The organism is Kitasatospora sp. NPDC058046, from assembly GCF_042885595.1.
GTDB lineage: Bacteria > Actinomycetota > Actinomycetes > Streptomycetales > Streptomycetaceae > Kitasatospora.
Genome location: NZ_JBHVRS010000004.1, coordinates 1 through 25899, shown reverse-complemented (window position 1 = coordinate 25899; position 25899 = coordinate 1). Strand labels below are relative to the sequence as shown.

The 25899-nt window shown below is 75.1% G+C and carries 19 protein-coding genes; 13 read left to right on the top strand and 6 right to left on the bottom strand.

Translation table 11 applies throughout. The annotated features are described in order from the left end of the window. Positions 1-67 precede the first annotated feature (67 nt). Positions 68-2695 (top strand): DNA helicase PcrA, encoded by a 2628-nt coding sequence (gene pcrA / locus ACFVU7_RS09835; protein ID WP_049658374.1) that lies wholly within the window; start codon positions 68-70, stop codon positions 2693-2695. Positions 2696-2735: 40 nt separating this feature from the next. Here the strand turns inward: pcrA and ACFVU7_RS09830 are convergent, their stop codons facing one another. Then, a complete protein-coding gene (locus tag ACFVU7_RS09830; protein ID WP_388044853.1) occupies positions 2736-3527 on the bottom strand; it encodes a M23 family metallopeptidase in 792 nt (263 codons plus the stop codon). Between the two features lie 347 nt (positions 3528-3874). Here ACFVU7_RS09830 and ACFVU7_RS09825 point away from each other — a divergent pair, with 347 nt between their 5' ends. Then, positions 3875-4279, top strand: a complete 405-nt coding sequence (locus ACFVU7_RS09825; RefSeq protein ID WP_049660544.1) for a cobalamin B12-binding domain-containing protein — start codon at positions 3875-3877, stop codon at positions 4277-4279. 121 nt (positions 4280-4400) lie between these two features. On the opposite strand, the gene ACFVU7_RS09820 is transcribed toward ACFVU7_RS09825, so the two are convergent. Then, the gene (locus ACFVU7_RS09820) at positions 4401-5996 is read right to left on the bottom strand and encodes a DUF5691 domain-containing protein (protein WP_388044852.1); all 1596 of its coding nucleotides are present in this window, start codon (positions 5994-5996) and stop codon (positions 4401-4403) included. A 235-nt stretch (positions 5997-6231) separates the two neighbouring features. Then, positions 6232-7527, bottom strand: coding sequence for an SWIM zinc finger family protein (locus tag ACFVU7_RS09815; RefSeq protein ID WP_388044851.1), 1296 nt, complete (start codon positions 7525-7527; stop codon positions 6232-6234). A 179-nt stretch (positions 7528-7706) separates the two neighbouring features. Between ACFVU7_RS09815 and ACFVU7_RS09810 the strand changes: the two genes are divergently transcribed. The 5 genes from ACFVU7_RS09810 to sucD all read left to right on the top strand — a co-directional run bounded on the left by ACFVU7_RS09810 (position 7707) and on the right by sucD (position 14884). Then, positions 7707-8789: an AAA family ATPase gene (locus tag ACFVU7_RS09810; RefSeq protein WP_049659200.1), complete on the top strand. Its 1083-nt coding sequence runs from the start codon at positions 7707-7709 to the stop codon at positions 8787-8789. Continuing rightward, on the top strand, positions 8786-11221 hold the full coding sequence (locus ACFVU7_RS09805) for a DUF5682 family protein (protein ID WP_388044850.1): 2436 nt from the start codon (positions 8786-8788) through the stop codon (positions 11219-11221). Before ACFVU7_RS09810 ends, ACFVU7_RS09805 begins: the two co-directional genes overlap by 4 nt. Positions 11222-11318: 97 nt before the next feature. Then, positions 11319-12500, top strand: a complete 1182-nt coding sequence (locus tag ACFVU7_RS09800; RefSeq protein WP_049659290.1) for a VWA domain-containing protein — start codon at positions 11319-11321, stop codon at positions 12498-12500. A 302-nt stretch (positions 12501-12802) separates the two neighbouring features. After that, a complete protein-coding gene (sucC, locus tag ACFVU7_RS09795; RefSeq protein ID WP_049659288.1) occupies positions 12803-13975 on the top strand; it encodes an ADP-forming succinate--CoA ligase subunit beta in 1173 nt (390 codons plus the stop codon). An 18-nt stretch (positions 13976-13993) separates the two neighbouring features. Beyond that, positions 13994-14884 carry a succinate--CoA ligase subunit alpha gene (gene sucD, locus ACFVU7_RS09790; RefSeq protein ID WP_074003930.1) on the top strand — a complete coding sequence of 297 codons (891 nt, stop codon included), beginning with the start codon at positions 13994-13996 and terminating at the stop codon, positions 14882-14884. A 77-nt stretch (positions 14885-14961) separates the two neighbouring features. Here the strand turns inward: sucD and ACFVU7_RS09785 are convergent, their stop codons facing one another. Then, the gene (locus tag ACFVU7_RS09785) at positions 14962-17037 is read right to left on the bottom strand and encodes a sigma factor-like helix-turn-helix DNA-binding protein (protein ID WP_388044849.1); all 2076 of its coding nucleotides are present in this window, start codon (positions 17035-17037) and stop codon (positions 14962-14964) included. A gap of 132 nt (positions 17038-17169) precedes the next feature. Here ACFVU7_RS09785 and ACFVU7_RS09780 point away from each other — a divergent pair, with 132 nt between their 5' ends. Beyond that, positions 17170-18663: a DUF6350 family protein gene (locus ACFVU7_RS09780; RefSeq protein WP_388044848.1), complete on the top strand. Its 1494-nt coding sequence runs from the start codon at positions 17170-17172 to the stop codon at positions 18661-18663. A gap of 36 nt (positions 18664-18699) precedes the next feature. Here ACFVU7_RS09780 and ACFVU7_RS09775 read toward each other — a convergent pair whose 3' ends face one another. Beyond that, positions 18700-19353 carry a hypothetical protein gene (locus ACFVU7_RS09775; RefSeq protein ID WP_074003927.1) on the bottom strand — a complete coding sequence of 218 codons (654 nt, stop codon included), beginning with the start codon at positions 19351-19353 and terminating at the stop codon, positions 18700-18702. Between the two features lie 416 nt (positions 19354-19769). Here ACFVU7_RS09775 and purN point away from each other — a divergent pair, with 416 nt between their 5' ends. Together purN and purH are read left to right on the top strand one after the other, a co-directional pair. Beyond that, on the top strand, positions 19770-20429 hold the full coding sequence (gene purN / locus ACFVU7_RS09770) for a phosphoribosylglycinamide formyltransferase (RefSeq protein WP_387829541.1): 660 nt from the start codon (positions 19770-19772) through the stop codon (positions 20427-20429). Then, entirely contained in the window at positions 20426-22003 is a 1578-nt protein-coding gene (gene purH / locus ACFVU7_RS09765) for a bifunctional phosphoribosylaminoimidazolecarboxamide formyltransferase/IMP cyclohydrolase (protein ID WP_074003926.1), read from the top strand. Before purN ends, purH begins: the two co-directional genes overlap by 4 nt. A 95-nt stretch (positions 22004-22098) precedes the next feature. Here the strand turns inward: purH and ACFVU7_RS09760 are convergent, their stop codons facing one another. After that, complete coding sequence (locus ACFVU7_RS09760; protein WP_049654791.1) at positions 22099-22710, bottom strand: hypothetical protein; 612 nt, start codon at positions 22708-22710, stop codon at positions 22099-22101. A gap of 555 nt (positions 22711-23265) precedes the next feature. Between ACFVU7_RS09760 and ACFVU7_RS09755 the strand changes: the two genes are divergently transcribed. The 3 genes from ACFVU7_RS09755 (at position 23266) to ACFVU7_RS09745 (ending at position 25773) form a co-directional block, all read left to right on the top strand. Then, complete coding sequence (locus ACFVU7_RS09755; RefSeq protein ID WP_049654792.1) at positions 23266-24120, top strand: bifunctional methylenetetrahydrofolate dehydrogenase/methenyltetrahydrofolate cyclohydrolase; 855 nt, start codon at positions 23266-23268, stop codon at positions 24118-24120. 19 nt (positions 24121-24139) lie between these two features. Further along, positions 24140-24565, top strand: a complete 426-nt coding sequence (locus tag ACFVU7_RS09750) for a DUF3017 domain-containing protein (RefSeq protein WP_049654793.1) — start codon at positions 24140-24142, stop codon at positions 24563-24565. Between the two features lie 215 nt (positions 24566-24780). Next, positions 24781-25773 (top strand): malate dehydrogenase, encoded by a 993-nt coding sequence (locus ACFVU7_RS09745; RefSeq protein ID WP_074003925.1) that lies wholly within the window; start codon positions 24781-24783, stop codon positions 25771-25773. The last annotated feature ends 126 nt before the right edge of the window (positions 25774-25899 follow it).

The window sequence follows — 25899 nt, the reverse complement described above, 5'->3', positions numbered from 1 at the left end:
GCCCGCCCGCCCCGGATCGTCCGGGGCGGGCGGGCTTGTCGGTGGGTGGCCATAGACTCGATGTGCCATGAGTAGCCTCTTTGACGACCTTCCGCTCCCCGGTTTCGAGGCACCCGCCGCCGGGTCGAAGCAGCCCGACGCGCCCGTCGACGCCATCGGTGAGGAGCCCCCGCCGTACGAGGAGGAGGCCCCGTACGACGCGTACGAGGAGGCCATCCCGGACGGCCTGTTCCAGACCGACCACGCCGCCGAGGCGGAGCGGGACGCCTGGTACCGCAACGGTGCCGCGCGGACGGTGGTGGACCCGGCGCAGCTGCTGGAGGGGATGAACGACCCGCAGCGCGAGGCGGTGCTGCACGCGGGCTCGCCGCTGCTGATCGTGGCCGGCGCCGGCTCGGGCAAGACCCGGGTGCTGACCCACCGGATCGCCCACCTGCTGGGCGCCCGCGGGGTGCAGCCGGGGGAGATCCTGGCGATCACCTTCACCAACAAGGCGGCCGGCGAGATGCGCGAGCGCGTCGAGGCGCTGGTCGGCCCGCGCGCCCGGGCGATGTGGGTCTCCACCTTCCACAGCGCCTGCGTGCGCATCCTGCGCCGCGAGTCCAAGCAGCTGGGCTTCACCTCCAGCTTCTCGATCTACGACTCGGCCGACTCGCAGCGGCTGATGTCGCTGGTCTGCCGCGACCTCGACCTCGACCCGAAGCAGTACCCGCCGAAGTCGTTCACGGCGAAGGTCAGCAACCTCAAGAACGAGCTGATCGACGAGGAGACCTTCGCCGACCAGGCCGCCAACCCGATGGAGAAGAAGCTCGCCGAGGCGTACGCGCTCTACCAGCGGCGGCTGCGCGAGGCCAACGCGCTGGACTTCGACGACATCATCATGACGACGGTGAACCTGCTGCAGGCCTTCCCCGACGTCGCCGAGCACTACCGGCGCCGGTTCCGGCACATCCTGGTCGACGAGTACCAGGACACCAACCACGCCCAGTACATGCTGGTCCGGGAGCTCAGCGGAGGATCCGTCGCCGCCGCGCCCAGGCGCACCGTGGACGGGGAGCTGGTGAACCCGGCGGCCGGGCGGCTGGCCGAGGTGCCGCCGGCCGAGCTGTGCGTGGTCGGTGACGCGGACCAGTCGATCTACGCCTTCCGCGGCGCGACCATCCGCAACATCCTCCAGTTCGAGGAGGACTACCCGAACGCGACCACGATCCTGCTGGAGCAGAACTACCGCTCCACCCAGACCATCCTGAGCGCCGCCAACGCCGTCATCGAGCGCAACGCCAACCGCCGCGAGAAGAAGCTGTGGACGGCCGGGGACCACGGCGAGAAGGTCGTCGGCTACGTCGCGGACGACGAGCACGGCGAGGCCCAGTTCATCGCCGACGAGATCGACCGGCTCACCGACAAGGGCGAGGCCAAGCCCGGCGACGTCGCGATCTTCTACCGGACCAACGCCCAGTCCCGCGTGTTCGAGGAGGTGTTCATCCGGGTCGGCCTGCCGTACAAGGTCGTCGGCGGGGTGCGCTTCTACGAGCGCAAGGAGGTCCGGGACGTCCTGGCGTACCTGCGGGTGCTCTCCAACCCGGAGGACACCGTGCCGCTGCGCCGGATCCTCAACGTGCCCAAGCGCGGCATCGGCGAGCGGGCCGAGGCGATGATCGACGCGCTGGCCTCGCGGGAGCGGATCTCCTTCGCCCAGGCGTTGGTGCGGGTCGACGAGGCGTACGGGATGGCCGCGCGCTCGGCCAACGCCGTCAAGAAGTTCAACACCCTGATGGCCGGACTGCGCCAGGTGGTCGAGTCGGGCGCGGGCCCGGCGGCGGTGCTGGAGGCCGTCCTGGAGGAGACCGGCTACCTGGCCGAGCTCCAGGCCTCCACCGACCCGCAGGACGAGACCCGGGTGGAGAACCTCCAGGAGCTCGCCTCCGTCGCCCTGGAGTACGAGCAGGACCCGGGCGAGCGGCCGGACGCCGACGAGGAGGGCACGCCGCCGGTCGGCTCGCTGGCCGACTTCCTGGAGCGGGTCGCGCTGGTCGCCGACTCGGACCAGATCCCGGACGACGACGAGGACGGGCAGGGCGTCATCACGATGATGACCCTGCACACCGCCAAGGGCCTGGAGTTCCCCGTCGTCTTCCTGACCGGCATGGAGGACGGGATCTTCCCGCACATGCGGGCGCTCAACCAGGTCAAGGAGCTGGAGGAGGAGCGCCGGCTCGCGTACGTCGGGCTCACCCGGGCCCGCGAGCGGCTGTACCTGACCCGCTCGGTGCTGCGCAGCGCCTGGGGGCAGCCGGCCTACAACCCGGCCTCGCGGTTCCTGGAGGAGATCCCGGAGACGCTGGTGGAGTGGAAGCGCACCGGGGCGGCCCAGGCGCCGGTCCAGCGCGGCTACTCCTCGGGCTCGTCCTGGGGCAAGTCCTCCTCCGGGGGCGGGAGTTCGCGTTCCTCCTCGTCGGCCGCGGCGGCCAAGCCGAAGGCCGGCTGGGGGCAGTCGGCGCGGCGCGGCGGCCAGCTGGTGGAGCGCGAGGCGGTCTCGCTCGCGGTCGGCGACCGGGTCACCCACGACAGCTTCGGGCTGGGCACGGTGGTGGCCGTCACGGGCGTCGGCGACCGGGCGCAGGCCACCGTCGACTTCGGCACCGACGGGCGCAAGCAGCTGCTGCTGCGCTACGCGCCGGTGGAGAAGCTCTGAGCGGCGGAGCGGCTCTGCTCCGCGGAGCTGCTCCGACCCGCTAGCGCGGGTCCAGCCCGTTCGAGAGGAGCCAGGGCAGCGGGTCGATCGGCCCGTTGCCCTGCGGCCGGATCTCGAAGTGCAGGTGCGGGCCGGTGCTGTTGCCGCTGCTGCCGACGAAGGCGATCACGTCGCCCTGCTTCACCGGGCCCTTGCGCACCTTGTACGCCCGCAGGTGGCAGTACCAGGCCTCGGTGCCGTCGGGCATCTTGAGGATCGTCATGTAGCCGTAGAACGGGTTCCACTGGGTGCGGATCGTGCCGTCGGTCACGGCGTAGACCTCGGAGCCGCCGTCCACCGGGAAGTCGATGCCGGTGTGCCGGTTGGCCCAGTGGGTGCCGGCCTCGCCGAACAGTTCACCGAGGCCGTGCCGGGCGACCGGCATGACCACCGTGGGCTTGACCGGTTCGGGGGCCGGCTCGGCGGTGGGCTGCGCGGTGGGGGCCTCGGTGGGCTGGGCGCCGGCCAGCGGCTGGCGGGCGTCGCCGCGCGAGGCCTGGGCCGGTGCGCCGGCCGCGAGCGCCTGGGTCGCCGCGTGCGCGGCCGCGGTGTCCGGCGCCGTGGCCTGCGGCGTCCGTCCGGCGGCCTGGGTGCGCTGCTGGTCGGCCTCCCCCTGCACGGTGACCGCCGCGGCGGCGGCCACCCCGAGCGCGGCCACCGAGGGCAGCGCGACCCGGAACAGGGCCGTCCGGGTGGCCGCCTTGGCGGCGCCGCGGCGCTGGGCACGGGACTGCTCGCGGGCGGCGAGGCGCAGCTCCGCGCGGGTCGGACGGGCGGCTGCATCGGGAGCCATCGGGGGCTGCCTCCTCGGTGGGCCTCGGGCGTCGTCGGACGAGGGGAGAACAGCCGTGACTGTAGTCCCAAGGGCAGCCGTGACTGTAGTCCCAAGGACGACGCCCCGGAAAAACCTCCGGATGTCAAGGGGTCGGCCGGGGGGTCTGTGCGGAGGTTGCGGGAAGGACGGGTATACCCGCTGGTAGCAAGGCCCGGAGCTGTGACTTTGCCCTCCTCTTCGGGGGCGGCGCGGTCAACCGTGCCGGGTGGCGCTAACCTCCCCTCAGGTTGGTTATCGACCGTTAACCGCGCCGGCGGCCCACGAGGCCCGGTCGGATGGTGGACGACGAGGTCCAGGAGGCAGTCATGAGTGTGTCGGGGCCGATCCGTGTGGTGGTCGCCAAGCCCGGGCTCGACGGTCACGACCGTGGTGCCAAGGTCATCGCGCGAGCCCTGCGCGACGCCGGTATGGAGGTCATCTACACCGGACTGCACCAGACGCCCGAGCAGGTCGTCGACACCGCGATCCAGGAGGACGCGGACGGCATCGGGCTGTCGATCCTCTCCGGTGCCCACATGACGCTGTGCGCCCGGGTGTTGGAGCTGCTGAAGGAGCGCGACGCGGAGGACATCAAGGTCTTCTGCGGGGGGATCATCCCGGACGAGGACATCGCCGAGCTCAAGGCGCTGGGCGTCGCGGACATCTTCACCCCGGGCACGCCGACCCGGGACGTGGTCGCCTGGGTCGAGTCGAACCTGCGGGCCGGCTGAGCCACGGCGCGTCGAGCGGGCCGGCCCTCCCGGGGGCCGGCCCGCTCCGTCGTCTCCGTCGTCTCCGTCGTCTCCGTCGTCTCCGTCGTCTTCGGAGGCGTACCGCGGGCCCGGCCCGCCCTCAGCCCGCCAGCTCCGCGAGCATCGCCGCCCGGAAGCGCAGGGTGCCGGCCAGCCGGGAGAAGGTCTCGGACCACGCGGAGTCCGGGGCGGCCCCGGCGGCCAGCTCCTCCACCGCGGCGGCCGTCTCCGGGGCGAGCGCGCGCTCCGTCATCCCGAGCACCCCGCTGTGGCTCCACGGGTACGCCCCGGAGGCCGCCGCCCGGGCCAGGGCGGTCACCACGGCGGTGGACAGCGGCGGCGTCCACGGGGTGGCGCAGGCGCCGAGCAGCTGGAAGGCCTCGCCCAGCCCGTGCACCGTGATGAACGCGGCCGTCCAGACCGCCCGCTCCTCCGGCGGGAGGACGGCCAGCAGCTTGGCCGGGGCGCCGGTGGTGCGCAGCGCGCGGGTCCGGGCGCCGCGCCCGGACGGGACCGGGGCCGGGCCGAGCAGCGCCCGGGCCCAGTCGGCGTCCTGCTGGCGGACGGCGGCCCGCGCCCAGGCCTCCCGCAGGTCGTCGGCCCAGCTGCTGCTGGTCTCGTCGATGCTGTCGCCGACCCGCAGGGCGAGCAGCTGCCCGGGCGTCAGCCCGGTGCTCTCCGGCCACAGCGACAGCGGTGCGGCGGCCACCAACTCGCCGAACCACCAGGCCCGTTCACCGCGCCCGGTGGGCGACTTGGGGGCGATCCCGTCGCGCTGCATCTGCGCGTCGCACGCGGTGGGCGGGGTGACCAGCAGGTGCGTGCCGGTGTCGGCGAGCCGGACGGCGGCCCGCGCCCGCTCGGCCATCCGGCGGGCCAGCGCGGAGCCGGGCAGCGTGGAGAGCAGCTCGGCGGCGGTGGCCCGGACGTTCTTGCTGCGGTCCCCGAGGGCGGCCTCCAGGAACGGTTCGTCGGCGGGGGAGAGGCCGTCCTGGAGGGCGTCCAGGAAGAGCAGGCGGTCCTCGGCGCGCTCGGTGGACCAGGTGCCGCGCAGCAGCTCCAGGCCGGCCGCGGGATCGCGGCGGCGCAGCTGCGTGAGGTGGGTGACCCGTTCGGCGAACAGGCCCTCGTGCCAGAGCCGGTCGTCGGTGGGCCGCTGCGGCAGCTCGGGGGCGGTGGTGCGCAGCACGAACCGCCAGTCGGGGTTCTGCTCGGCCAGCCAGCGGCCCGGCGGACCGGCCAACGCCACGGCGTCGGAGCGCAGTTCGCTGCGGGCGCGGGCGGCGTCGAGCAGGCCGGGTATCAGCGCGGCGGGCGGGCGCAGGCCGCTCGCCCGGGCGGTGGCGAGCCACTGCGGCAGCAGCTCGGACAGGTTGGCCAGGGTGCCGCCGGCGCCGGTGTCGCCGCCGGTGCGCCCCGAGAGCAGGACGGCCAGCCGGCGGGCGGCCGGCTCGGGCAGCTCCGGGCGGGTGTCCTCGGCCGCGGGCGGGCCGGGCGGCCCGTCGGCCGGTACGGGCAGCGCGCCGGCCCGGCGGCGGACGGCGGCCAGCGCGGCCAGCTCCAGCAGGGCGGTGGCCGGATCGCCCTGGTCCACGGCGTCGGCGAGCGGCAGGGCGGTGGCCGGGAGCGGACGGCGGTCGGTGCCGAGCAGGGCGCTGGTGTGCAGGGTCTCCCACGGGTCCTGGGTGATCGTCATTCCTGGTGCTCCTGGGCGTGTCTTGTGGGTTTTGTCGGATCAGGGCGCGGCGTTGGGGTGCGTGCATCGCAAGGCGGAGGAGGGAGCCACTGCGGTGGGGGCACCTCCCGGCCGAAGGCTGGGGGCCATTGGCGACCGACGACAACGCGGCGAGGTGCGTTTGTGCCCTGGGGGTACCTCCCGGCCGAAGGCTGGGGGAGCGTCGCGCGCCCGGCAGGGATCCACAAGACACGCCCTAAACGTTGGTGAGGCCGACCGGGCGCTGGTCGGCGGCCCAGGCCGTGACCGGGGCGAAGCCCTGGTGGCCGTACTCGCCGAAGACCGTCAGCGGGCGGCCGGTGGAGACCGCGGCCAGCCGCCACAGCGCGGCCTCCGGGACGGCCGAGGCGCGGACCGGCACGGTGTGGTGGCCGTCCGTCAGGAACCAGCCGTCCGGGGTGCGGACCGGGACGACGTCGCCGAGCACGGTGGGCCGGCTCTCCAGCCACGGGTCGTCGGCGACGGCGGTGCCGTAGCCGGCCACCGCCTCGGCGACGGTGAGCCCGGCGGGCGGGCCGGCGGGGCCCGGCTCGGGGGCGCCGTAGCGCTCGCGGAGGTCGGCGCGCAGCGGGTGGGCGGCGGGGAAGTAGGCGAGGTCGGCCTCGACCAGGCGGCCGGTGGGCAGGGCGAGGGCGGGGGCCTGGCCCTGGTGGCCGAAGGAGAGCAGCAGGGCCGGGCGGCCGGTCTTGGCGCCGCGCAGCCAGACCCGGCGGGTGGTGAGCCGCTCGTCCGCGGTGTCCCGGGTGCCGAGGACCAGCCAGCGGTCGCGGACGGTGGGGCCGGCCGTGCCGGGGTCCGCGGGGAAGCCGACCCGGGTGCGGACGGTGGCGGCCAGTTCGGCCGGCAGTTCGTCCATCCGGGTGGCGGCGGTGGCGAGCAGGTGCAGCATGGCGTACTCCTCCAGCAGCCGCTCCTGCGGCAGCGCGTCCAGTTCGCGGACCCGGGCGGCCAGGCCGGGGGCCTGCGCGTCGACCATCCGGGCGGCGACCTCCTCCCAGGGGCCGGCGGTGGACTGGTCGGCCAGGCCGTGCCGGACCCGGTCGGCCAGCCGCAGCCGCAGCTCGGCGGCGCCGACCGCGACCTTGGCGCCGCGCTTCTCGAGCCGGCGCCGGGTGGCCTCCGGGTCCTCCTCCTTCTTCTCCGCGCGCTTCTCGGCGCGCTCCTGGCGGGAGGCGAGCCACTCGGAGACCCAGTCGGCGGGCTCGCCGGCCGGGACGGCCGCCGGGGTGCCGCTCCACAGCAGGAGGAGCCCGAGCGCGTGCTTGCACGGGAACTTCCGGCTGGGGCAGGTGCACTGGTAGGCGGGCGTGGCGAGTTCGATCGCGGTGCGGTACGGCGTGCGGCCGCTGCCCTTGCACTCGCCCCAGAGCGCGGTGCCGTCGGTGCCGGTGCCGGACCACGGCGCGGGCGCGGAGAGCTTGCCCGCGGCCTTCTGCGAGGCGGCGTCAGGTGCCAGGGACAGGACGTGTTCGGTGCTCCAGCGTTCCTCCATGCGACCGACCGTAGGCGGCGGCACTGACAGTGGCTGACGGCCCGTCCGCGGCCCCCGGCGGGTTGTCAGTGGCTCGGTGCAGGGTTGGTTCCACAGGCCGGGACGCCGACCTGGCTCCCCCCGATCACCACTCCGCCCGGGGCACCCGTGTGCCCGGCGGCCGACCCGAAGGAGCCCCCATGACCGACGTTCTGCGGCAGCACGCCGAGGACGCGTTCGCCGGTGAACTGGCCGCGCTGGCCGCGCAGGACGACCGTCCGCGCCCCGAGCGCTGGAAGCTCTCGCCGTGGGCCGTGGCGACGTACCTGCTCGGCGGCGAACTGCCCGACGGCACCCGGATCACCCCCAAGTACATCGGCCCGCGCCGGATCGTCGAGGTCGCCGTGACGACCCTGGCGACGGACCGGGCGCTGCTGCTGCTCGGCGTGCCGGGCACCGCGAAGACCTGGGTGTCCGAGCACCTGGCCGCGGCGATCAGCGGCGACTCCACGATGCTGGTGCAGGGCACGGCCGGCACCCCCGAGGAGGCCGTCCGCTACGGCTGGAACTACGCGCAGCTGCTCACCAACGGGCCCAGCCGGGACGCCCTGGTGCCCTCGCCGCTGATGCGGGCGATGGCCGACGGGAAGATCGCCCGGGTCGAGGAGCTCACCCGCATCCCGGCCGACGTGCAGGACAGTCTGATCACCATCCTGTCCGAGAAGACGCTCCCGATACCGGAGTTGGGCGCCGAGACGCAGGCCGTGCGCGGATTCAACGTGATCGCCACCGCCAACGACCGCGACCGCGGCGTCAACGAGCTGTCCAGCGCGCTGCGCCGCCGCTTCAACACCGTGGTGCTGCCGCTGCCGGGCTCGCTGGACGAGGAGGTCGACATCGTCACCCGGCGGGTCGGCCAGCTCGGCCGCTCCCTGGACCTGCCCGAACTGCCCGGCGGCGCCGAGGAGATCAGGCGCGTGGTCACCGTCTTCCGCGAGCTGCGGGCCGGGATCACGGTGGACGGCCGGACGAAGGTCAAGACCCCGAGCGGCACCCTCTCCACCGCCGAGGCGATCTCGGTGGTGACCAACGGGCTCGCGCTGGCCGCCCACTTCGGCGACGGCGTGCTGCGGGCCGGGGACGTGACGGCCGGCATCCTCGGCGCCGTCGTCCGCGACCCGGTGGCGGACCGGGCCGTCTGGCGCGAGTACGTCGAAGGAGTGGTGCGCGAGCGCGACGGCTGGAAGGACTTCTACCGCGCCGCCCGCGAGGTGACCGTATGACGAGCCCTGAGGTCGCCCTGCTGGGCATCCGCCACCACGGTCCCGGTTCGGCCCGGGCGGTGGCCGCCGCGCTGGCGCAGTGGCGGCCGGACGCGGTGCTGATCGAGGGCCCGCCGGAGGCCGACGCGATCGTCCACCTGGCGGCCGAGAAGGACCTGGTCCCGCCGGTGGCGCTGCTCGCCCACGCGGTGGACGACCCGGCGAAGGCCGCCTTCTGGCCGTACGCCGAGTTCTCCCCGGAGTGGGTGGCGATCCGGCACGCCGTGGACCACGACCTGCCGGTCCGCTTCATCGACCTGCCCGCCGCGTACGGCTTCGCGCCCGCCGAGCCCGTCGATCCCGCCGTTCCCGCCGAGCCCGTCGATCCCGCCGTTCCTGCCGAGGACGGTGAGGCCGGCGACGCCGAGGAGGACGACGCCGAGGAGGCCGGTGCCGACCCGGTCGCCGACCCGCTGGCGCTGCTCGCCGAGGCGGCCGGGCACGACGACGCCGAGCGCTGGTGGGAGGACGTGGTCGAGCACCGCGCGCCCGGCACCGACGCGCTGGCGCCGTTCGCCGCCGTCGCCGAGGCGATGGGCGCGCTGCGCGCCGAGGGCCTCGGCGAGTCCCGCCGGGACCAGCTGCGCGAGGCGTACATGCGCCAGCAGATCCGCGCCGCCCGGCGCGCCGGGCACCTGCGGATCGCCGTGGTCTGCGGGGCCTTCCACGTCCCCGCGCTGGAGCGGATGCCCACCGTCGCCCACGACCGGGCGCTGCTCGCCGGCCTGCCGAAGAAGGTGCGCACGGACATCACCTGGGTGCCGTGGACGCACCGCCGGCTCTCCCAGGCCACCGGCTACGGCGCGGGCGTGCAGTCGCCCGGCTGGTACCACCACCTGTTCACCACCGACGGGGACCCGGTGCCGCGCTGGCTCACCCGGGCCGCCGACCTGCTGCGCGCCGAGGACCACCCGGTCTCCTCCGCGCACGTGATCGAGGCGGTCCGGCTCGCCGAGACCCTGGCCGTGCTGCGCGGCCGCCCGCTCGCCGGGCTGACCGAGACCCTGGACGCCGTGCGCGCGGTGCTCTGCGAGGGCTCGGACGTCGCCCTGGAGCTGGTCCGGGACCGCCTGGTGGTCGGCGACGCGCTCGGCGAGGTCCCGGACGCCGCACCGGCGGTGCCGCTCCAGCGCGACCTGACCCGTTTGCAGCGCTCGCTGCGGCTCAAGCCCGAGGCCGCGCCGAAGGACGTCGACCTCGACCTGCGCAAGGAGAACGACGCGGCCCGCTCCCGGCTGCTGCACCGGCTGCGGCTGCTGGGCGTGGACTGGGGCGTGCCCGCGCGCTCCTCGGTGAACTCGACCGGGACGTTCCGGGAGAGCTGGCGGCTGTGCTGGCAGCCCGAGTTCGCGGTCCGGATCGCCGAGGCCGCCCAGTGGGGCACCACGGTCGAGGAGGCGGCGGCCAACAAGGCCGTCGGCACCGCCCGGGCCGCCGAGGAACTCGCCGAACTGACCGGCCTGGTGGAGACCTGCCTGCTGGCCGGGCTGTCCGGCGCCCTGCCCGCGGTGATGCGGGTGCTCGCCGACTGCGCGGCCCTGGACACCGACGTCGCGCACCTCGCGGGCGCGCTGCCCGCCCTGGTCCGGGCGCTGCGCTACGGCGACGTGCGCGGCACCGACCACGGCGCGCTGGCCGGGGCGGCCTCGGGCCTGGCCGAGCGGATCTGCGTCGGGCTGCCGCCCGCCTGCGTCGGCCTGGACGCCGAGGGCGCGGCGACGATGCGCGGCCGCCTCGACGAGGTGCACGGCGCGATCGGCCTGCTGGCCGCCGATCCGGGCACCGCCGCCGCCGACACCACTACCGCCACCGCCAGCACCGCCTCCGACGCCGTGCCGGAGCCCGACGGCCTGGCCGGCCTGGCCGACCGCTGGGCCGCCGCCCTGGGCTCGCTGGCCCGCCGCGAGCCGGCCGGCGGCCCGGCCACCGGAGCCCCCGGGCTGCTGCGCGGCCGGGCCGTGCGACTGCTGCTGGACGACGGCCGGCTCGACTCCGAGGAGGCCGGCCGCCGGCTCCGGCTGGTGCTCTCCGTCGCCAACGCCCCGGCGGACGCGGCCGGTTGGGTCGAGGGCTTCCTGACCGGCGGCGGCGCCCTGCTGCTGCACGACCCGCGGCTGCTCGCCCTGCTGGACGAGTGGCTGACCGGGGTGGGCGACGAGGTCTTCACCGACGTCCTGCCGCTGCTGCGCCGCACCTTCGCCGCCCTGGAGGCGGGCGTGCGCACCACCATCGGCGGCCGGGTCGCGGCCGGTCCGCTCGACGAGCTCCCGGCCGTCCGGGCCGAGGCCGGCGAGCTGGACCGGGCCCGCGCCGACGCCGCCGTCCCCGTGGTGGCCCTGCTGCTCGGGATCCGTCCGACGATCCCCCGGCAGGCCGCCGGCCGGGACACCTGACCTCCGGCCCACGACCCCCGGCCCGCACACCCCACCCGTGACACCCGACACCCACGACACCCGACCCATGACGCCCGACCCGGCGAAGGAGGACGAGATGGCAGCGCCCACGACCGACGAACGGCTGCGCCGCTGGCGGCTGGTGCTCGGCGGTGAGGCCGACGGCACCGGCTGCACCCTGCGCGGCCGCGACGCCGCGATGGACGGCGCCCTCGGCGCGCTCTACCGCGGCGCCCCCGAGGAGGGCGCCCGGGCCGCCCGCGGCGGCCGCCGCAGTGCCGGGCTGGGCGGCTCGGCCCCGCAGGTGGCCCGCTGGCTGGGCGACATCCGCACGTACTTCCCGTCCACCGTCGTGCAGCTGATGCAGCAGGACGCGATCTCCCGGCTCGGCCTGGACCGGCTGCTGCTGGAGCCGGAGATGCTGGAGGCCGTCGAGCCGGACGTGCACCTGGTCGGCACCCTGCTGTCGCTCAAGCACGCGCTGCCCGAGACCACCCGGGAGACCGCCCGGGCGGTGGTCGGCAAGGTGGTCGCCGACCTGGAGCGCCGGCTCGCCGACCGCACCCGGGCCACCCTCGGCGGCGCCCTCGACCGCAGCGCCAAGGTCAACCGGCCCCGCCACCGCGACATCGACTGGGACCGCACGATCCGGGCCAACCTGAAGAACTACCTGCCCGAGCACGGCACCGTCGTCCCCGAGCGGCTGGTCGGCTACGCCCGCGCCCAGCGCGCCGTGAAGAAGGACGTCATCCTCTGCGTCGACCAGTCCGGCTCGATGGCGCCCTCGGTCGTCCACTCGGCGGTCTTCGGCGCGGTGCTCTCCTCGATGCGCACCCTGGACACCCGCCTGGTCGTCTTCGACACCTCGGTGGTCGACCTCACCGAGCAGCTCACCGACCCGGTCGACGTCCTGTTCGCCACCCAGCTCGGCGGCGGCACCGACATCAACCGCGCGCTCGCCTACTGCCAGTCGAGGATCACCCGGCCCTCCGAGACCGTCGTGGTGCTGATCAGCGACCTGTACGAGGGCGGCATCCGGGACGGCATGCTCAAGCGGGTCGCCGCGATGAAGGCGGCCGGCGTCCAGTTCATCGCCCTGCTGGCGCTCTCCGACGAGGGGGCCCCGGCGTACGACCACGCGCACGCCGCCGCCCTGGCCTCGCTCGGCGCCCCGGCCTTCGCCTGCACCCCGGACGCGTTCCCGGAGATCATGGCGGCGGCCATCGAGAAGCGCCCGATCCCGCGGGGCCTGATCAGGGGGGCCGACCAGGGGGCGTGAGGAATTCACCCGGACGCGCTAATCCGCGCGATCGGCGGACCGGCCGTCCACCCCGTCCCGCCGGGCTGTTTGTGACGGTTCTCACCCGGGGCGGACAGGCCCCGGGCGGAACTGCCCGGCCCTGCGGGGATAACCTGCCAGACGGACGTGACGCGCGTGTTGATTGACGTGAGCGCCCGTGGCTGTGTGGGCCGCAAGGCCGTACCTCTGCGTACCCGCACCGCCCCGACGACCCGCAGCGAAGATCCTGCCGTGGCACGCTCGTAGAGACACAATCCGCGACCACGAACAAGGACAAACACGTGGACCTGTTCGAGTACCAGGCGAGGGACCTCTTCGCCAAGCACGGTGTGCCCGTGCTTGACGGCGATGTCATCGAGACCGCCGCAGACGCTGCCGCCATCGCGGAGCGCTTCGGCGGCCGCGCCGTCGTCAAGGCTCAGGTGAAGGTGGGCGGCCGAGGCAAGGCCGGCGGCGTCAAGCTCGCCGCCGACCCGGCGGACGCCGTCGCCAAGGCCGAGCAGATCCTCGGCATGGACATCAAGGGCCACACCGTTCACAAGGTGATGCTGGCCCAGACCGCGGACATCAAGGACGAGTACTACGTCTCGTTCCTGCTGGACCGCACCAACCGCACCTTCCTGGCCATGGCCAGCGTCGAGGGCGGCGTGGAGATCGAGGTCGTCGCCGAGCAGAACCCCGAGGCGCTCGCCAAGATCCCGGTCGACGCCAACGAGGGCTGCACCCCGGAGAAGGCCGCCGAGATCGTCGCCGCGGCGAAGTTCCCGGCCGAGGTCGCCGACCAGGTCGCCGAGGTCCTGCAGAAGCTGTGGACCGTCTTCATCAAGGAGGACGCCCTCCTCGTCGAGGTCAACCCGCTGATCAAGTCCGGTGACGGCAAGATCATCGCGCTCGACGGCAAGGTCTCCCTGGACGAGAACGCCGAGTTCCGCCAGCCCGAGCACGAGGCCCTGGAGGACAAGGCCGCGGCCAACCCGCTGGAGGCCGCCGCCAAGGCCAAGGGCCTGAACTACGTCAAGCTCGACGGCCAGGTCGGCATCATCGGCAACGGCGCGGGCCTCGTCATGAGCACCCTCGACGTGGTCGCCTACGCCGGTGAGAACCACGGCGGCGTCAAGCCCGCCAACTTCCTCGACATCGGTGGCGGCGCGTCCGCCGAGGTGATGGCGAACGGCCTGGAGATCATCCTGGGCGACCCCGACGTCAAGTCGGTCTTCGTCAACGTCTTCGGCGGCATCACCGCGTGCGACGCGGTCGCCAACGGCATCGTGCAGGCCCTGGCGCTCCTGGAGAGCAAGGGCGAGAACGTCTCCAAGCCGCTGGTCGTCCGCCTGGACGGCAACAACGCGGAGCTGGGTCGCAAGATCCTCGACGACGCCAACCACCCGCTGGTGCAGCGCGTGGACACCATGGACGGCGCCGCTGACCGCGCCGCCGAGCTGGCCAACAAGTAAGGAAGGGGACTTAACACCATGGCTATCTTCCTTACCAAGGACAGCAAGGTCATCGTCCAGGGCATGACCGGCGCCGAGGGCATGAAGCACACCCGCCGCATGCTCGCCTCCGGCACCCAGATCGTCGGCGGCGTCAACCCGCGCAAGGCCGGTACCACGGTCGACGTCGACGGCACCGAGATCCCGGTCTTCGGCACCGTCGCCGAGGCCATGGAGAAGACCGGCGCCGACGTCACGGTCCTCTTCGTCCCGCCGGCCTTCACCAAGGCCGCCGCGATCGAGGCCATCGACGCCGAGATCGGCCTGGCCATCGTCATCACCGAGGGCGTCCCGGTGCACGACACCGCCGCCTTCTGGGCGCACGCCGGTGCCAAGGGCAACAAGACCCGCATCATCGGCCCGAACTGCCCGGGTCTGATCAGCCCCGGACAGTCGAACGCCGGCATCATCCCGGCCGACATCACCAGCTCCGGCAAGATCGGCCTGGTCTCGAAGTCCGGCACCCTGACCTACCAGCTCATGTACGAGCTGCGGGACATCGGCTTCACCTCGGCCGTGGGCATCGGTGGCGACCCGGTCATCGGCACCACCCACATCGACGCGCTCAAGGCCTTCCAGGAGGACCCGGAGACCGAGCTCATCGTCATGATCGGTGAGATCGGTGGCGACGCCGAGGAGCGTGCCGCGGCCTTCATCGCCGAGCACGTCACCAAGCCGGTCGTCGGCTACGTCGCCGGCTTCACCGCCCCCGAGGGCAAGACCATGGGCCACGCCGGCGCCATCGTCTCCGGCTCCTCGGGCACCGCCCAGGCGAAGAAGGAGGCCCTCGAGGCCGCCGGTGTCAAGGTCGGCAAGACGCCGTCCGAGACCGCCCGCCTGGCCCGCGAGATCATCGCCGCCCAGGGCTGATCCCGCCCCGCGCGTGACGAGCGCCCCCGCCCTCCCCGGGCGGGGGCGCTCGCCGTTTCCGGCGCGCCCCCGGTCGCTCAGCGCTCCCTCGGCCCCGTGGTGCAGGGCAGCGGCGACCACAGCGGACAGGCCACCGGGCCCTGCGGCGGGGGAGCGGCGCCCCGGGCCGCCGCCGGCAGCTCCCAGCGTGCGGCCGCCTGCGGCCGCGGATCCACCAGGACGGCCTCCAGACCGGGCGCCGGGCTGCACCAGATGCTGGTGATGCCGTTCGGCGCCCCGCCCGGCAGCAGCGGCACATCCGGCCCCGCCGCGTTCGCCGCGTCCGCCGAGTCCGCCGCCTCCGACCCGGGGGCGGGCGGAGCGGCGGGCAGACAGGCTGCGGGCGTCGGCGGGGCGGACGGCCGGAACAGCCCCGCCGGGCGCACCCCCGCCAGGGTCGCCAGCACCGCCCCGCCCACCGCGAGCGTCAGCAGCGCCGCCGCGCCCGTCCGGCTCGCCGTCCAGAGCCGGTGCCGGGCCCGCAGCACCGCCACCGGCGCACGGTGCGGCTCCGGGCAGCCGCGCACCGCCGCCCGGTGCAGCAGCCCGCTCAGCCCGTCCGCGAAGCCCGGCTCCGCCGGATCCGGCCCGACCAGCTCCGGCACCCACTGCGCCAGCGCCGCCCGCGCCGCCCACACCCGCCCCTCGGCCGCCGCCTGGGTGGACTCCACCTCCACCGCGACCGCCGCCGCCGGGAACCCCAGGCCGTCGTGCAGCACCAGCGCCCGGCGCTGGGGGCGGGACAGCCGCTTCAGCGCCTTCAGCAGCGCCCGGTCCCGGTCGGTCAGCCGGTCGTGGTCCGGCAGCACCGCCTGCGACTCGTCGGCCGGCCGCACCCTGATCCGCCGGTGCGGCAGCCCCCACGCGTGCGACCGCCGGGGCCCGCCCCGGTGCCACGGGGACAGCGCCAGCTCGCAGGCGCGCACCCGCACCCACCCCTCCGGGTTCCCCGAAGCGGTGACCGCGCCCCAGCTCCGGCGCGCCTCCCCGAACGCCCGCCGTACGCAGTGCACCGCCCGGTGCCGGCAGGCGGTCAGCAGGAACACCTGCTGCACCAGCCGGGTGTGGACAGTCTCGTAGAGCTCCTCGAAGGTGACCGCCGGGGCCTCCGCGTCGAGGTCGTCCTCCGCGCTCGAGGGCGCGGCGGCGGCCAGCGCCGCCCGGCCGGGGCTGACGGGGCCGCGCCCGGTGGGGGTGGCGTGCTCCTTCGATGCCTGACCGGGGTCGGCGGACGCGCGCTCCACGGGGGCGGGTGCCGGCTGCGCTCCGTCGGCATCCTGCGCGGCCGGGGCCCGGTACGGAGCGCCGCCGCGGCCGTCCGCGTCCGTGGCGGCCGTCGGCGCGTGGCCGGGGCCTGCGGACGGGGAGTTCTCCGTCCGGCCCTGTCCGGTGCCGGGGGCGTCAGCGTGCCGACCGGGGTCGGCAGGGGGCGCCGACTCGCTTCCGCCGCCGGGTGGGCCGGGGTCGGCAGCGGCCGTCGGCCCGTGGTCCGTGGCGGCGCCTCCGGCCGGGAGCGCGGGCGTGCACGCCCCCTGCGCGCGCCCGGGGGTGGCGCCCCTTGTGGAGGCCTGGCGCGGATCCTCGGCCGGAGCCCCGGGGCTCGCGCCGCCGTCCACGCCCCGCGTCGGCCGGGCCGTCCGCGCGCGCTCGTCGGCGGCGGCCCGCGGGGTGCCGCCGGAGGGTGCCGGGGCGGGCTTCCCGCTCCGGGTGCGGCGCCGCTTCCCGGTCGCGTCCCCGCCTGCCCCCGTCCCCGTCCCCACCCCCGCTCCGGGGCCGGCAGCGGCCGGGTCGAGGCCGGCGGGGTTCGCCGGGCGCCCGGTCGGGCCGGGGTCCGGGGGGTGCGGCAGCGCGCCCGCCAGCAGGGCGAAGGCCTCCGCCTCGGTGCGGGTGCCGAGCTTGCGCAGGGCGCGCTGGAGGTAGCTGCGGGCGGTGTTCGGGGTGACCCCGAGGGCGGCGGCGGTGCGGGGGAGGTCGTGGCCGGCCGCGAGGTGGGCCAGGGTCTGGGCCTCACGGGGGGTCAGTTTCCGCAGCAGGCGGCCCGCGTCGGTCCCGGCTTGGTCGGGCTTGCGGTGGCGCTCCGGGGTGGGGGAGTCGGCGGTGGGTGGCGTGGTCATCAGACGCTCCGGGCCGGGGCGCCGGCGGCTTGGGGGCAGGGTCTGAAAATGCGCATAAGCCAATAATCTGGGACACGGCGGCGGTTTGGCGCTTCACGGAGCATGGCGAGTCGCCTTGGCACCATGTGGCCCATGACGCAGCTGATGGGTCGTCCGATCCTGGAACCGCCCGGCGTGTTGGGCGGACGCCCCGCGCTGGCCGACCTGTTGGCGGGAGTGCGGACGGCGCTGGTCGGCCTGGCGGCGGTCGGGCTGCCGGTGCTCGGGCTCTGGGTCGCGACGCCGTACGCGGACGACGGCGCGGCCGCTGTCACCCGGTTGGCGGGGGTGCTCTGGCTGCTCGGGCACGGGGCGCCGCTGCTGCGCGGGCCGACGGACGCCCCGCTGACCGTCACTCCGCTGCTGCTCGGCGTCCTGGCCGTGGTCCGGCTCCACCGGGCGGCCGCCGGGGTGGCGGCGCGGCGCGGGCCGCGCCCGCGCTGGGGCGGCCCGGCGGCGGTGTGGGCGGGGTACTGCGCGGTGGCCGTGGGGGTGGCGCTGCACTGCGCGGGCGACGGGCTGTTCCGCAGCCGGGTGCTGCTGGACGTCCTGGTGGTGGCGTCGGTCGCGGGCCTGGCGACGGCCGCCGGGGCCCGTTCGGTGACCGTCCTCGACGTGCCGGCCGACTCCCCGCTGGACCTCCTCCCGCCCCCGTACCGCCCGGTCGACGGCGCGCCGGTGGTCCGGGCCGCGGCGCTGGCGGCCGGGGCCGGGCTGGTCGCGGCGGGCGGCCTGCTGGTGGTGTGCTCGGCGGTGCTGGACGCGGTGGCCGGCGGCGGGCGCGGGATGGCGCTGCTGGGGAGCGGGCCCGTCGCGGTGGTGGGGCTGCTGCTGCTCGCGCTGGTGCTGCTGCCGAACGCGGTGCTGTGGGGCGCGGCGTACGCGCTGGGTCCGGGCTTCGCGGTGGGCGCGGGGACGGTGGTGTCGCCGGTCGGTACGGCGCTGGGCCCGGTGCCGGAGTTCCCGCTGTTCGCCCTGCTGCCGGCGGACGGGCCGGGTGGCTGGCGGCTCGCGGTGTCGGTGCTGCCGCTGCTGGCCGGGGTGGTGCCGGCGGTGCTGCTGGGGCGGGCGGCGGCGGGCCGGCGGCTGCCGGGCGCCGGGTCGGGGGAGCAGCCCGAGCCGTGGCCGCCGGCCGCGACGGCGGTGGCCGCGCTGGCGGCGGCGCTGTCGGTCGGGGCCGGGGCGGCGGTGCTGGGCTGGCTCTCCGGCGGGGCGCTGGCGGGGGAGCGGCTGGCCTGGGTGGGGCCGGTGCCGTGGACGGGCCCGGCGGCGGCGGGCTGGATCGCGCTGGTCGCCGTCCCGGGGGCGCTGCTGGTCCGGTACCGCACGCTGGGCCCGGCGGACGGCAGGGGCGTGTACGCCCGGCTCGTGCGGCAGGCCCGCCGGGGCGCACTGGAACTGCGCGCCGGTACGTACGCCCTGGTGCTGCGGCTCTCCGGACCGGGCGTCGGGACCGCCGACGAACCGGGCCCCGAGGACCGGGACCCGGCCGGCCCTGAGGATCAGGCCGTCCGTACGGATCAGGCCGTCCGTACGGATCAGGCCGTCCGTACGGATCAGGCCGCCCGCGCGGACCGGACCGACTGAGCCGCCCCGGAGACCCGACCGCTCCCGGAGGCCCGGCTACTCGGCGTTCCCGGTGAAGTCGACGTACCACTGCGGCGCGTACCGGTCGCAGTTCTGGGCGCCGACGGAGGTCAGCGAGTCCTGGACGCAGGTGACGTACTCGCGGTAGTGGTACCCGAGGCCGATCACCGAGGTGGCGACCACGATGGTCATCGCGCCGGTCAGGATCCCGGCGAGCGCGGCCGGGGTGAGCGGGTTCGACGCGGGGGCGACGGGGTACGGGCCGCCCGGCCCGGCGAGCGCGCCGGCGGCCGGGGCGGGCCGCCGGGCCCGCAGCGCGCCGACGCCCCAGACGATGCCGAGCGCCCCGGCCAGCAGGGCGATCCAGTGGAACCCCGTGAACAGGCAGACCAGCGCGAACGGTCCGGCCAGCGCGGCGTTGCGGGCCTTGCGGTGGGCCGGGTCCGCGGGGTCGAGCCGGGGCGGCTGCGGGGCCGGCGGCCGCTGGCCGGGGCGGCCGTCGCCACCGGGGCCCCACGGCGGCGGAAGCTGCGGGCGCCCGCCGTCCTCGCCGCCGGGGCCTGCCGGCCCGCCGGAGCCGTCCTGGCCCCCGCCGGCCCAGGGGCTGCGCGGCTGCCATGGCTGGTCCGGGGTATCCGCCGGCGGCGGCGCGAAGGGGTTGCGCTCGCCGGTGTCGTCGCCGCTGCTCATGGGTTCAGCCATTCCTTCTCGGTCGGGGCTCGTTCGGAGGTTCTCGGGTCGGAGCGGTCTTCCGCGCCCCAATGATCCCGCAGGCCGATCCGGCGGCCGTCCGGCGGGATGGTCCCGCGGCCGTCCGTCGGGCCGCCCGCGGCCCGTCGGCGGGCCGGTGCGGGCCGGGGCAACTCCGGTGCGGCGGGCCGGAGGAGATCCCCGTCTCAACTACGCGCGTAGCGCCGCCGGGAGAGTGCGGGGGCCGTCCGACCAGCCGTTATCGTGGTGACGGTCAGCAGCCCACAGAGGTTCCCCCGGGCCCGCGTCGCGGCGGGTTTCCCCGGAGTTCCCCCTCGCTCGACCTGCCGTTCGTAGTGGCCCCACCGCCGGTGGACGTACCAGCGGACGGCGCCCGACCTACGGAGAAACGCGCAGTGGCCGCCGCCCCCGCCCAGCACTTCCCGCCCCGTACGCCCGGACCGGCCCGCCTGGTCGTGCTGGTCTCCGGCTCCGGCACCAACCTGCAGGCGCTGATCGAGGCCGCCGCCGATCCGGCGTACGGCGCCGAGATCCTCGCCGTCGGTGCGGACCGGGACGGGATCGCCGGTCTGGAGCGGGCGGAGAAGGCGGGCCTGCCGACCTTCGTCCACCGGGTGAAGGACCACCCGGACCGGGCCGCCTGGGACCGCGCGCTGACCGCCTCCGTCGCCGAGTACCGGCCGGACCTGGTGGTCACGGCCGGTTTCATGAAGATCCTCGGCCCCGAGTTCATCGCCGCCTTCACCGGGCGGATCGTCAACACCCACCCCGCACTGCTGCCCGCCTTCCCCGGCGCCCACGGCGTCACCGACGCGCTCGCGTACGGGGTGAAGGTCACCGGCTGCACCGTCCACCTGGTCGACTCCGGCGTGGACACCGGGCCGATCATCGCGCAGGGCGTCGTCGAGGTCGTCGACGCCGACCACGCCGATGGCGGCGAAGCGCTGCACGAGCGCATCAAGACTGTCGAGCGCAAGCTGCTCGTCGACATCGTGGGCCGGCTGGCCCGCGAGGGTCACCGCATCGAGGACCGAAAGGTATGGATTCCGGCATGAGTGCCAGCTCCACCACCACGCCCGTTTCGGAGAACGTTCGTCCGATCCGTCGCGCGCTGATCAGCGTGTACGACAAGACCGGTCTGGAGGAGCTGGCCCAGGGCCTGCACGCCGCCGGGGTCGCCATCGTCTCCACCGGCTCCACCGCCGGCCGGATCGCCGCCGCCGGCGTCCCGGTGACCGAGGTCTCCGAGCTGACCGGCTTCCCGGAGTGCCTGGACGGGCGCGTGAAGACGCTGCACCCCCGCGTGCACGCCGGCGTGCTGGCCGACCTGCGGCTGGAGTCGCACCGCGCCCAGCTGGCCGAGCTCGGCGTCGAGCCCTTCGACCTGGTCGTGGTGAACCTCTACCCGTTCAAGGCGACCGTCGCCTCCGGCGCCACCCCGGACGAGTGCGTCGAGCAGATCGACATCGGCGGCCCGAGCATGGTGCGCGCCGCCGCCAAGAACCACCCCTCGGTGGCCGTGGTGGTCGACCCGGCCCGCTACGGCGACGTGCTGAAGGCCGCCCAGGAGGGCGGCTTCGACCTGGCCACCCGCAAGCGCCTGGCCGGTGCCGCGTTCGCCCACACCGCCGCCTACGACGTGGCCGTCGCCTCCTGGTTCGAGGCCGGCTACGCGCCCAGCGACGAGCGCTTCCCCGAGTTCCTCGGCGCCACCTGGGAGCGCCAGAACGTGCTGCGCTACGGCGAGAACCCGCACCAGGGCGCCGCGCTGTACAGCGACGGCACCGGCGGCCTGGCCGGCGCGCAGCAGCTGCACGGCAAGGAGATGTCGTACAACAACTACGTCGACACCGACGCCGCCCGCCGCGCCGCCTACGACCACGCCGAGCCGGCCGTCGCGATCATCAAGCACGCCAACCCGTGCGGCATCGCGACCGGCGCCGACGTCGCCGAGGCGCACCGCAAGGCCCACGAGTGCGACCCGGTCTCCGCGTACGGCGGCGTCATCGCCGTCAACCGCCCGGTCACCGTGGCGCTGGCCGAGCAGATCGCCCCGATCTTCACCGAGGTCGTCGTGGCCCCCGGCTACGAGGAGGGCGCCCTGGAGGTGCTCACCCGCAAGAAGAACCTGCGGGTGCTGCTCGCCCCCGAGGCCCCGGCCAACCGCCAGGAGGTGCGCCCGGTCTCCGGCGGCGTGCTGCTCCAGGACGCCGACCGGGTGCACGCCGAGGGCGACGACCCGGCGAACTGGACCCTCGCCACCGGCGAGGCGCTGACCGCGGCCGAGCTGGCCGAGCTGGCCTTCGCCTGGCGGGCCTGCCGGGCCGTCAAGTCCAACGCGATCCTGCTGGCCAAGGACGGCGCCTCGGTCGGCGTCGGCATGGGCCAGGTCAACCGGGTGGACTCCTGCAAGCTCGCGGTCGAGCGGGCCGGCGAGCGCGCCAAGGGCGCCTACGCGGCCTCGGACGCCTTCTTCCCGTTCGCGGACGGTCCGGCGATCCTGATCGCGGCCGGCGTCAAGGCGATCGTCCAGCCCGGTGGCTCGATCCGTGACGAGGAGGTCGTCGCGGCGGCCGCCGAGGCCGGCGTGACCATGTACTTCACCGGCGCGCGGCACTTCTTCCACTGATCCCGCCGCCGGCGTGACGGCGTGACGGAACGACAGAGCGGCCCGGCCCCCTCCGAGGAGGGAGCCGGGCCGCTCCGGCGTGTCCTGCGGGCCGGTCAGTACCGCGGCCGGTTGAACCAGTTGACGCCGTCCTGGACGCACATGGCGGTGATCCAGATGATGCTGATCGCCAGCCAGAGCAGGGCCATGACCAGGCCGACCGCGGTGCCGCCGGTGATGGCGCCCAGCAGGATCAGCAGGCCGATCAGGGCGCCGAGCGAGCCGTACACGATGGTGGTGACCCGGACGGCGTTGCCGCCCTTGCCGAACTTCGCGCCGAGCGTGATGGAGAGCGCGGCGAACAGGCCGAACAGCACGGCGACGACGATCAGGACGCCGGCGGCGGCGTCGCCCAGCGCGGTGAACGGGTTGTCCTCGCTCGCGGCCCGGGTGGCGTTGGTGGCGTCCTTGGCGACCGCCCCGATGACCATGTAGAGGATCGCGAGCAGCGTCTGCACGCCGCCGACTATGAACAGCAGCACGCGGGCGGTGGTCACCAGGCCCGGCATGGACGGCGGGGCCATCGGCGCGTAGCCGTAGGCCGGGGCGGCCTGCGGGTAGCCGTAGCCCGGGGCGGCCTGCGGCGGCGGGGCCTGCTGCGGGTAGCCGTAGCCCGGGGCGGCCTGCGGCTGGCCGTACGGGTTGTTCGGGTCGGGCGGGTAACTCATGGATGCCTCCGGGCAGTTACGGGGACGCGGGGACGGGACGCTGACGGCCCGGTGCCGACCGGTGACAAGGGTCACCGGTCGAAGGGGACGTTAGCCGAGCGGGGTGACAGCCCGGCGGCGGTGACGGGCGCCGCGGCTCGGCAGCGTGGTGAGCGTCAGGGGCGCGAGGCAGCCGACGGGTGCGGTGCGGGCGGGACGGTGCCCCCGCGGTCGGACTGCTGGCTCTGCTCTGGTCGGCTCACTGGCTCTTTCCCCCGGGTACGCCCCACCGCGGGTCCGTCGGCCCGTCACCGGGCCGGTTCGCGGCGGGAATGCGCTTATCGTCATCCGGACGACGGCGCCCTGTCCAGCCGGTTCCGCGTGCCGCGCCGAGACTGTGGCGCAACCGCAATGTGCGGTGGACCTTCGTACCCGTCCGTTCACCCGCCGGTTCCCCCGGCTGTTCCCCCGCCCGGCCGGGCGCCCGTTCCCCGGCCCGGCCACCCCCGGAACCGCGGCCCGAGCGGTCGGACGCCCTCGGTACGGAGACCCCCGGCGATCCGGGAGAATGGGGTCATGACTGCCCAGATTCTCGATGGCAAGGCCACCGCCGCCGCGATCAAGTCCGAACTCGCCGCCCGCGTGGCGGCCCTCAAGGCGAAGGGCGTCACGCCCGGCCTCGGCACCGTCCTGGTCGGCGACGACCCGGGCAGCCGCTGGTACGTGAACGGGAAGCACAAGGACTGCGCCGAGGTCGGCATCGCCTCGATCCAGCGCGAGCTGCCCGCCACCGCCACCCAGGAGGACGTGGAGAACGTCGTCCGCGAGCTCAACGCCGACCCGACCTGCACCGGCTACATCGTCCAGCTGCCGCTGCCCAAGGGCCTGGACCAGAACCCGGTCCTGGAGCTGATGGACCCGGACAAGGACGCCGACGGCCTGCACCCGACCTCGCTCGGCCGGCTCGCCCTGGGCATCGACGGCCCGCTGCCGTGCACCCCGCTCGGCATCGTCGAGCTGCTGCGCCGCCACGACGTCGAGATCAACGGCGCCGAGGTGGTCGTGGTCGGCCGCGGCATCACCGTCGGCCGTTCGATCGGCCTGCTGCTGACCCGCCGCAGCGAGAACGCCACCGTCACCCTGTGCCACACCGGCACCCGGGACCTCGGCGCCCACCTGCGCAAGGCCGACATCATCGTGGCCGCCGCCGGCGTGCCGCACCTGGTCAAGCCGGAGGACGTCAAGCCGGGCGCGGCGGTGCTGGACGTGGGCGTCAGCCGCAGCGAGGGCAAGATCGTCGGCGACGTGCACCCGGGGGTGGCCGAGGTGGCCGGCTGGATCTCCCCGAACCCCGGCGGCGTGGGCCCGATGACCCGCGCGATGCTGCTCAACAACATCGTCGAGGCGGCCGAGCGCCGCGCCGGCATCTGACACCCCAGGGACGGCGAGCATGACTGAACCGCGATCGGCCCGGTCCCGCCGCAGGCCGGTCAAGACCACCGGCACCCTGCCGCCCGAGGGCTCGGCCGCGGCCCTCGGACGCGATCACGCCCTGCCGGTCCGGCAGTGGCCGATCACGCTCGTCCTGCTGGTCGTCGGCGCCGGCCTCGCGGTCACCTGGTTCGCCGACTTCAAGGACGGCTTCAAGTACGGGCTGCTGATCCTCGGCGGCGGCGTGCTGCTCGGCGCGGTGCTGCGGCTGGTGCTGCCCGAGGTCGGGATGCTGGCGGTGCGCAGCCGCTTCACCGACGTGATCGTGCTGAGCTTCCTGGGCCTCTCGATCGTGCTGCTGACCCTGGTGGCGCAGCCGAACCCGTGGGTGCAGATCCCGTTGCTCGACAACATCGGCCAGCTGATGGGCCGGCCCCGGCACTGACCCGCGGCCTGTGACGGCCCCCGCCCGACGCCATGGAAATCCAGGGCCCGGGCGGGGGCCGCCTTTCTTCTGTGACGCATCAGCCACGCCGGGACACCAGGCGTACGCTTCCCTTTGCGATAACCTGACGCCGGTCTCTCGACGTCGAGAGAGATCATCCTGGCTCCAGTGCCGGTGTGCCTGGGGCGCCTGGCGATTTGCTGGAGAAGGTAGAAATGACCCGCACCCCCGTCAACGTCACCATCACCGGCGCGGCCGGCCAGATCGGCTACGCGCTGCTCTTCCGCATCGCCTCGGGCCACCTGCTCGGCGCCGACGTGCCGGTGAACCTGCGCCTCCTGGAGATCCCGCAGGGCCTCAAGGCCGCCGAGGGCACCGCCATGGAGCTCGTCGACTGCGCCTTCCCGCTGCTGCGCGACATCACCATCACGGACAACCCGAACGAGGCCTTCGACGGCGCCAACGTCGCGCTGCTGGTCGGCGCCCGTCCGCGCACCGCGGGCATGGAGCGCGGCGACCTGCTGCAGGCCAACGGCGGCATCTTCGGCCCGCAGGGCAAGGCCATCAACGACCACGCCGCGGACGACATCAAGGTCCTGGTCGTCGGCAACCCGGCCAACACCAACGCCCTGATCGCCCAGCGCAACGCCCCGGACGTCCCGGCCGAGCGCTTCACCGCGATGACCCGCCTGGACCACAACCGCGCCGTCGGCCAGCTGTCCGCCAAGACCGGCGCCCTGGTCTCGGACATCAAGCGCGTCACCATCTGGGGCAACCACTCCGCGACCCAGTACCCGGACGTCTTCCAGGCCGAGATCGCCGGCAAGCCGGCCTTCGAGGCCGTCGGCAGCGACCTGGCCTGGCTGGAGAACGACTTCATCCCGACCGTCGCCAAGCGCGGCGCCGCCATCATCGAGGCCCGTGGCGCCTCCTCGGCCGCCTCGGCCGCCAACGCCGCCATCGACCACGTGCACACCTGGGTCAACGGCACCGCCGAGGGCGACTGGACCTCCATGGGTGTCGTCTCCGACGGCTCCTACGGCGTTCCGGAGGGCCTGATCTCCTCCTTCCCGGTCACCACCAAGGACGGCAGGTTCGAGATCGTCCAGGGCCTGGAGATCTCCGACTTCTCGCGCGCCCGCATCGACGCCTCGGTCAAGGAGCTGACCGAGGAGCGCGACGCGGTCCAGGAGCTGGGCCTCATCTGAGCCCGCCCCGCACGGCTCCACCGGCGGCCCCCCCCCCCCCCCCCCGGGGGGGGGGGCCCCCCCCCCGGGCCGGCCCGGGTGCGCCCCCCCGCGGGGCCCCGGGGCGCGGCGGGGGGCGCGCCCCGG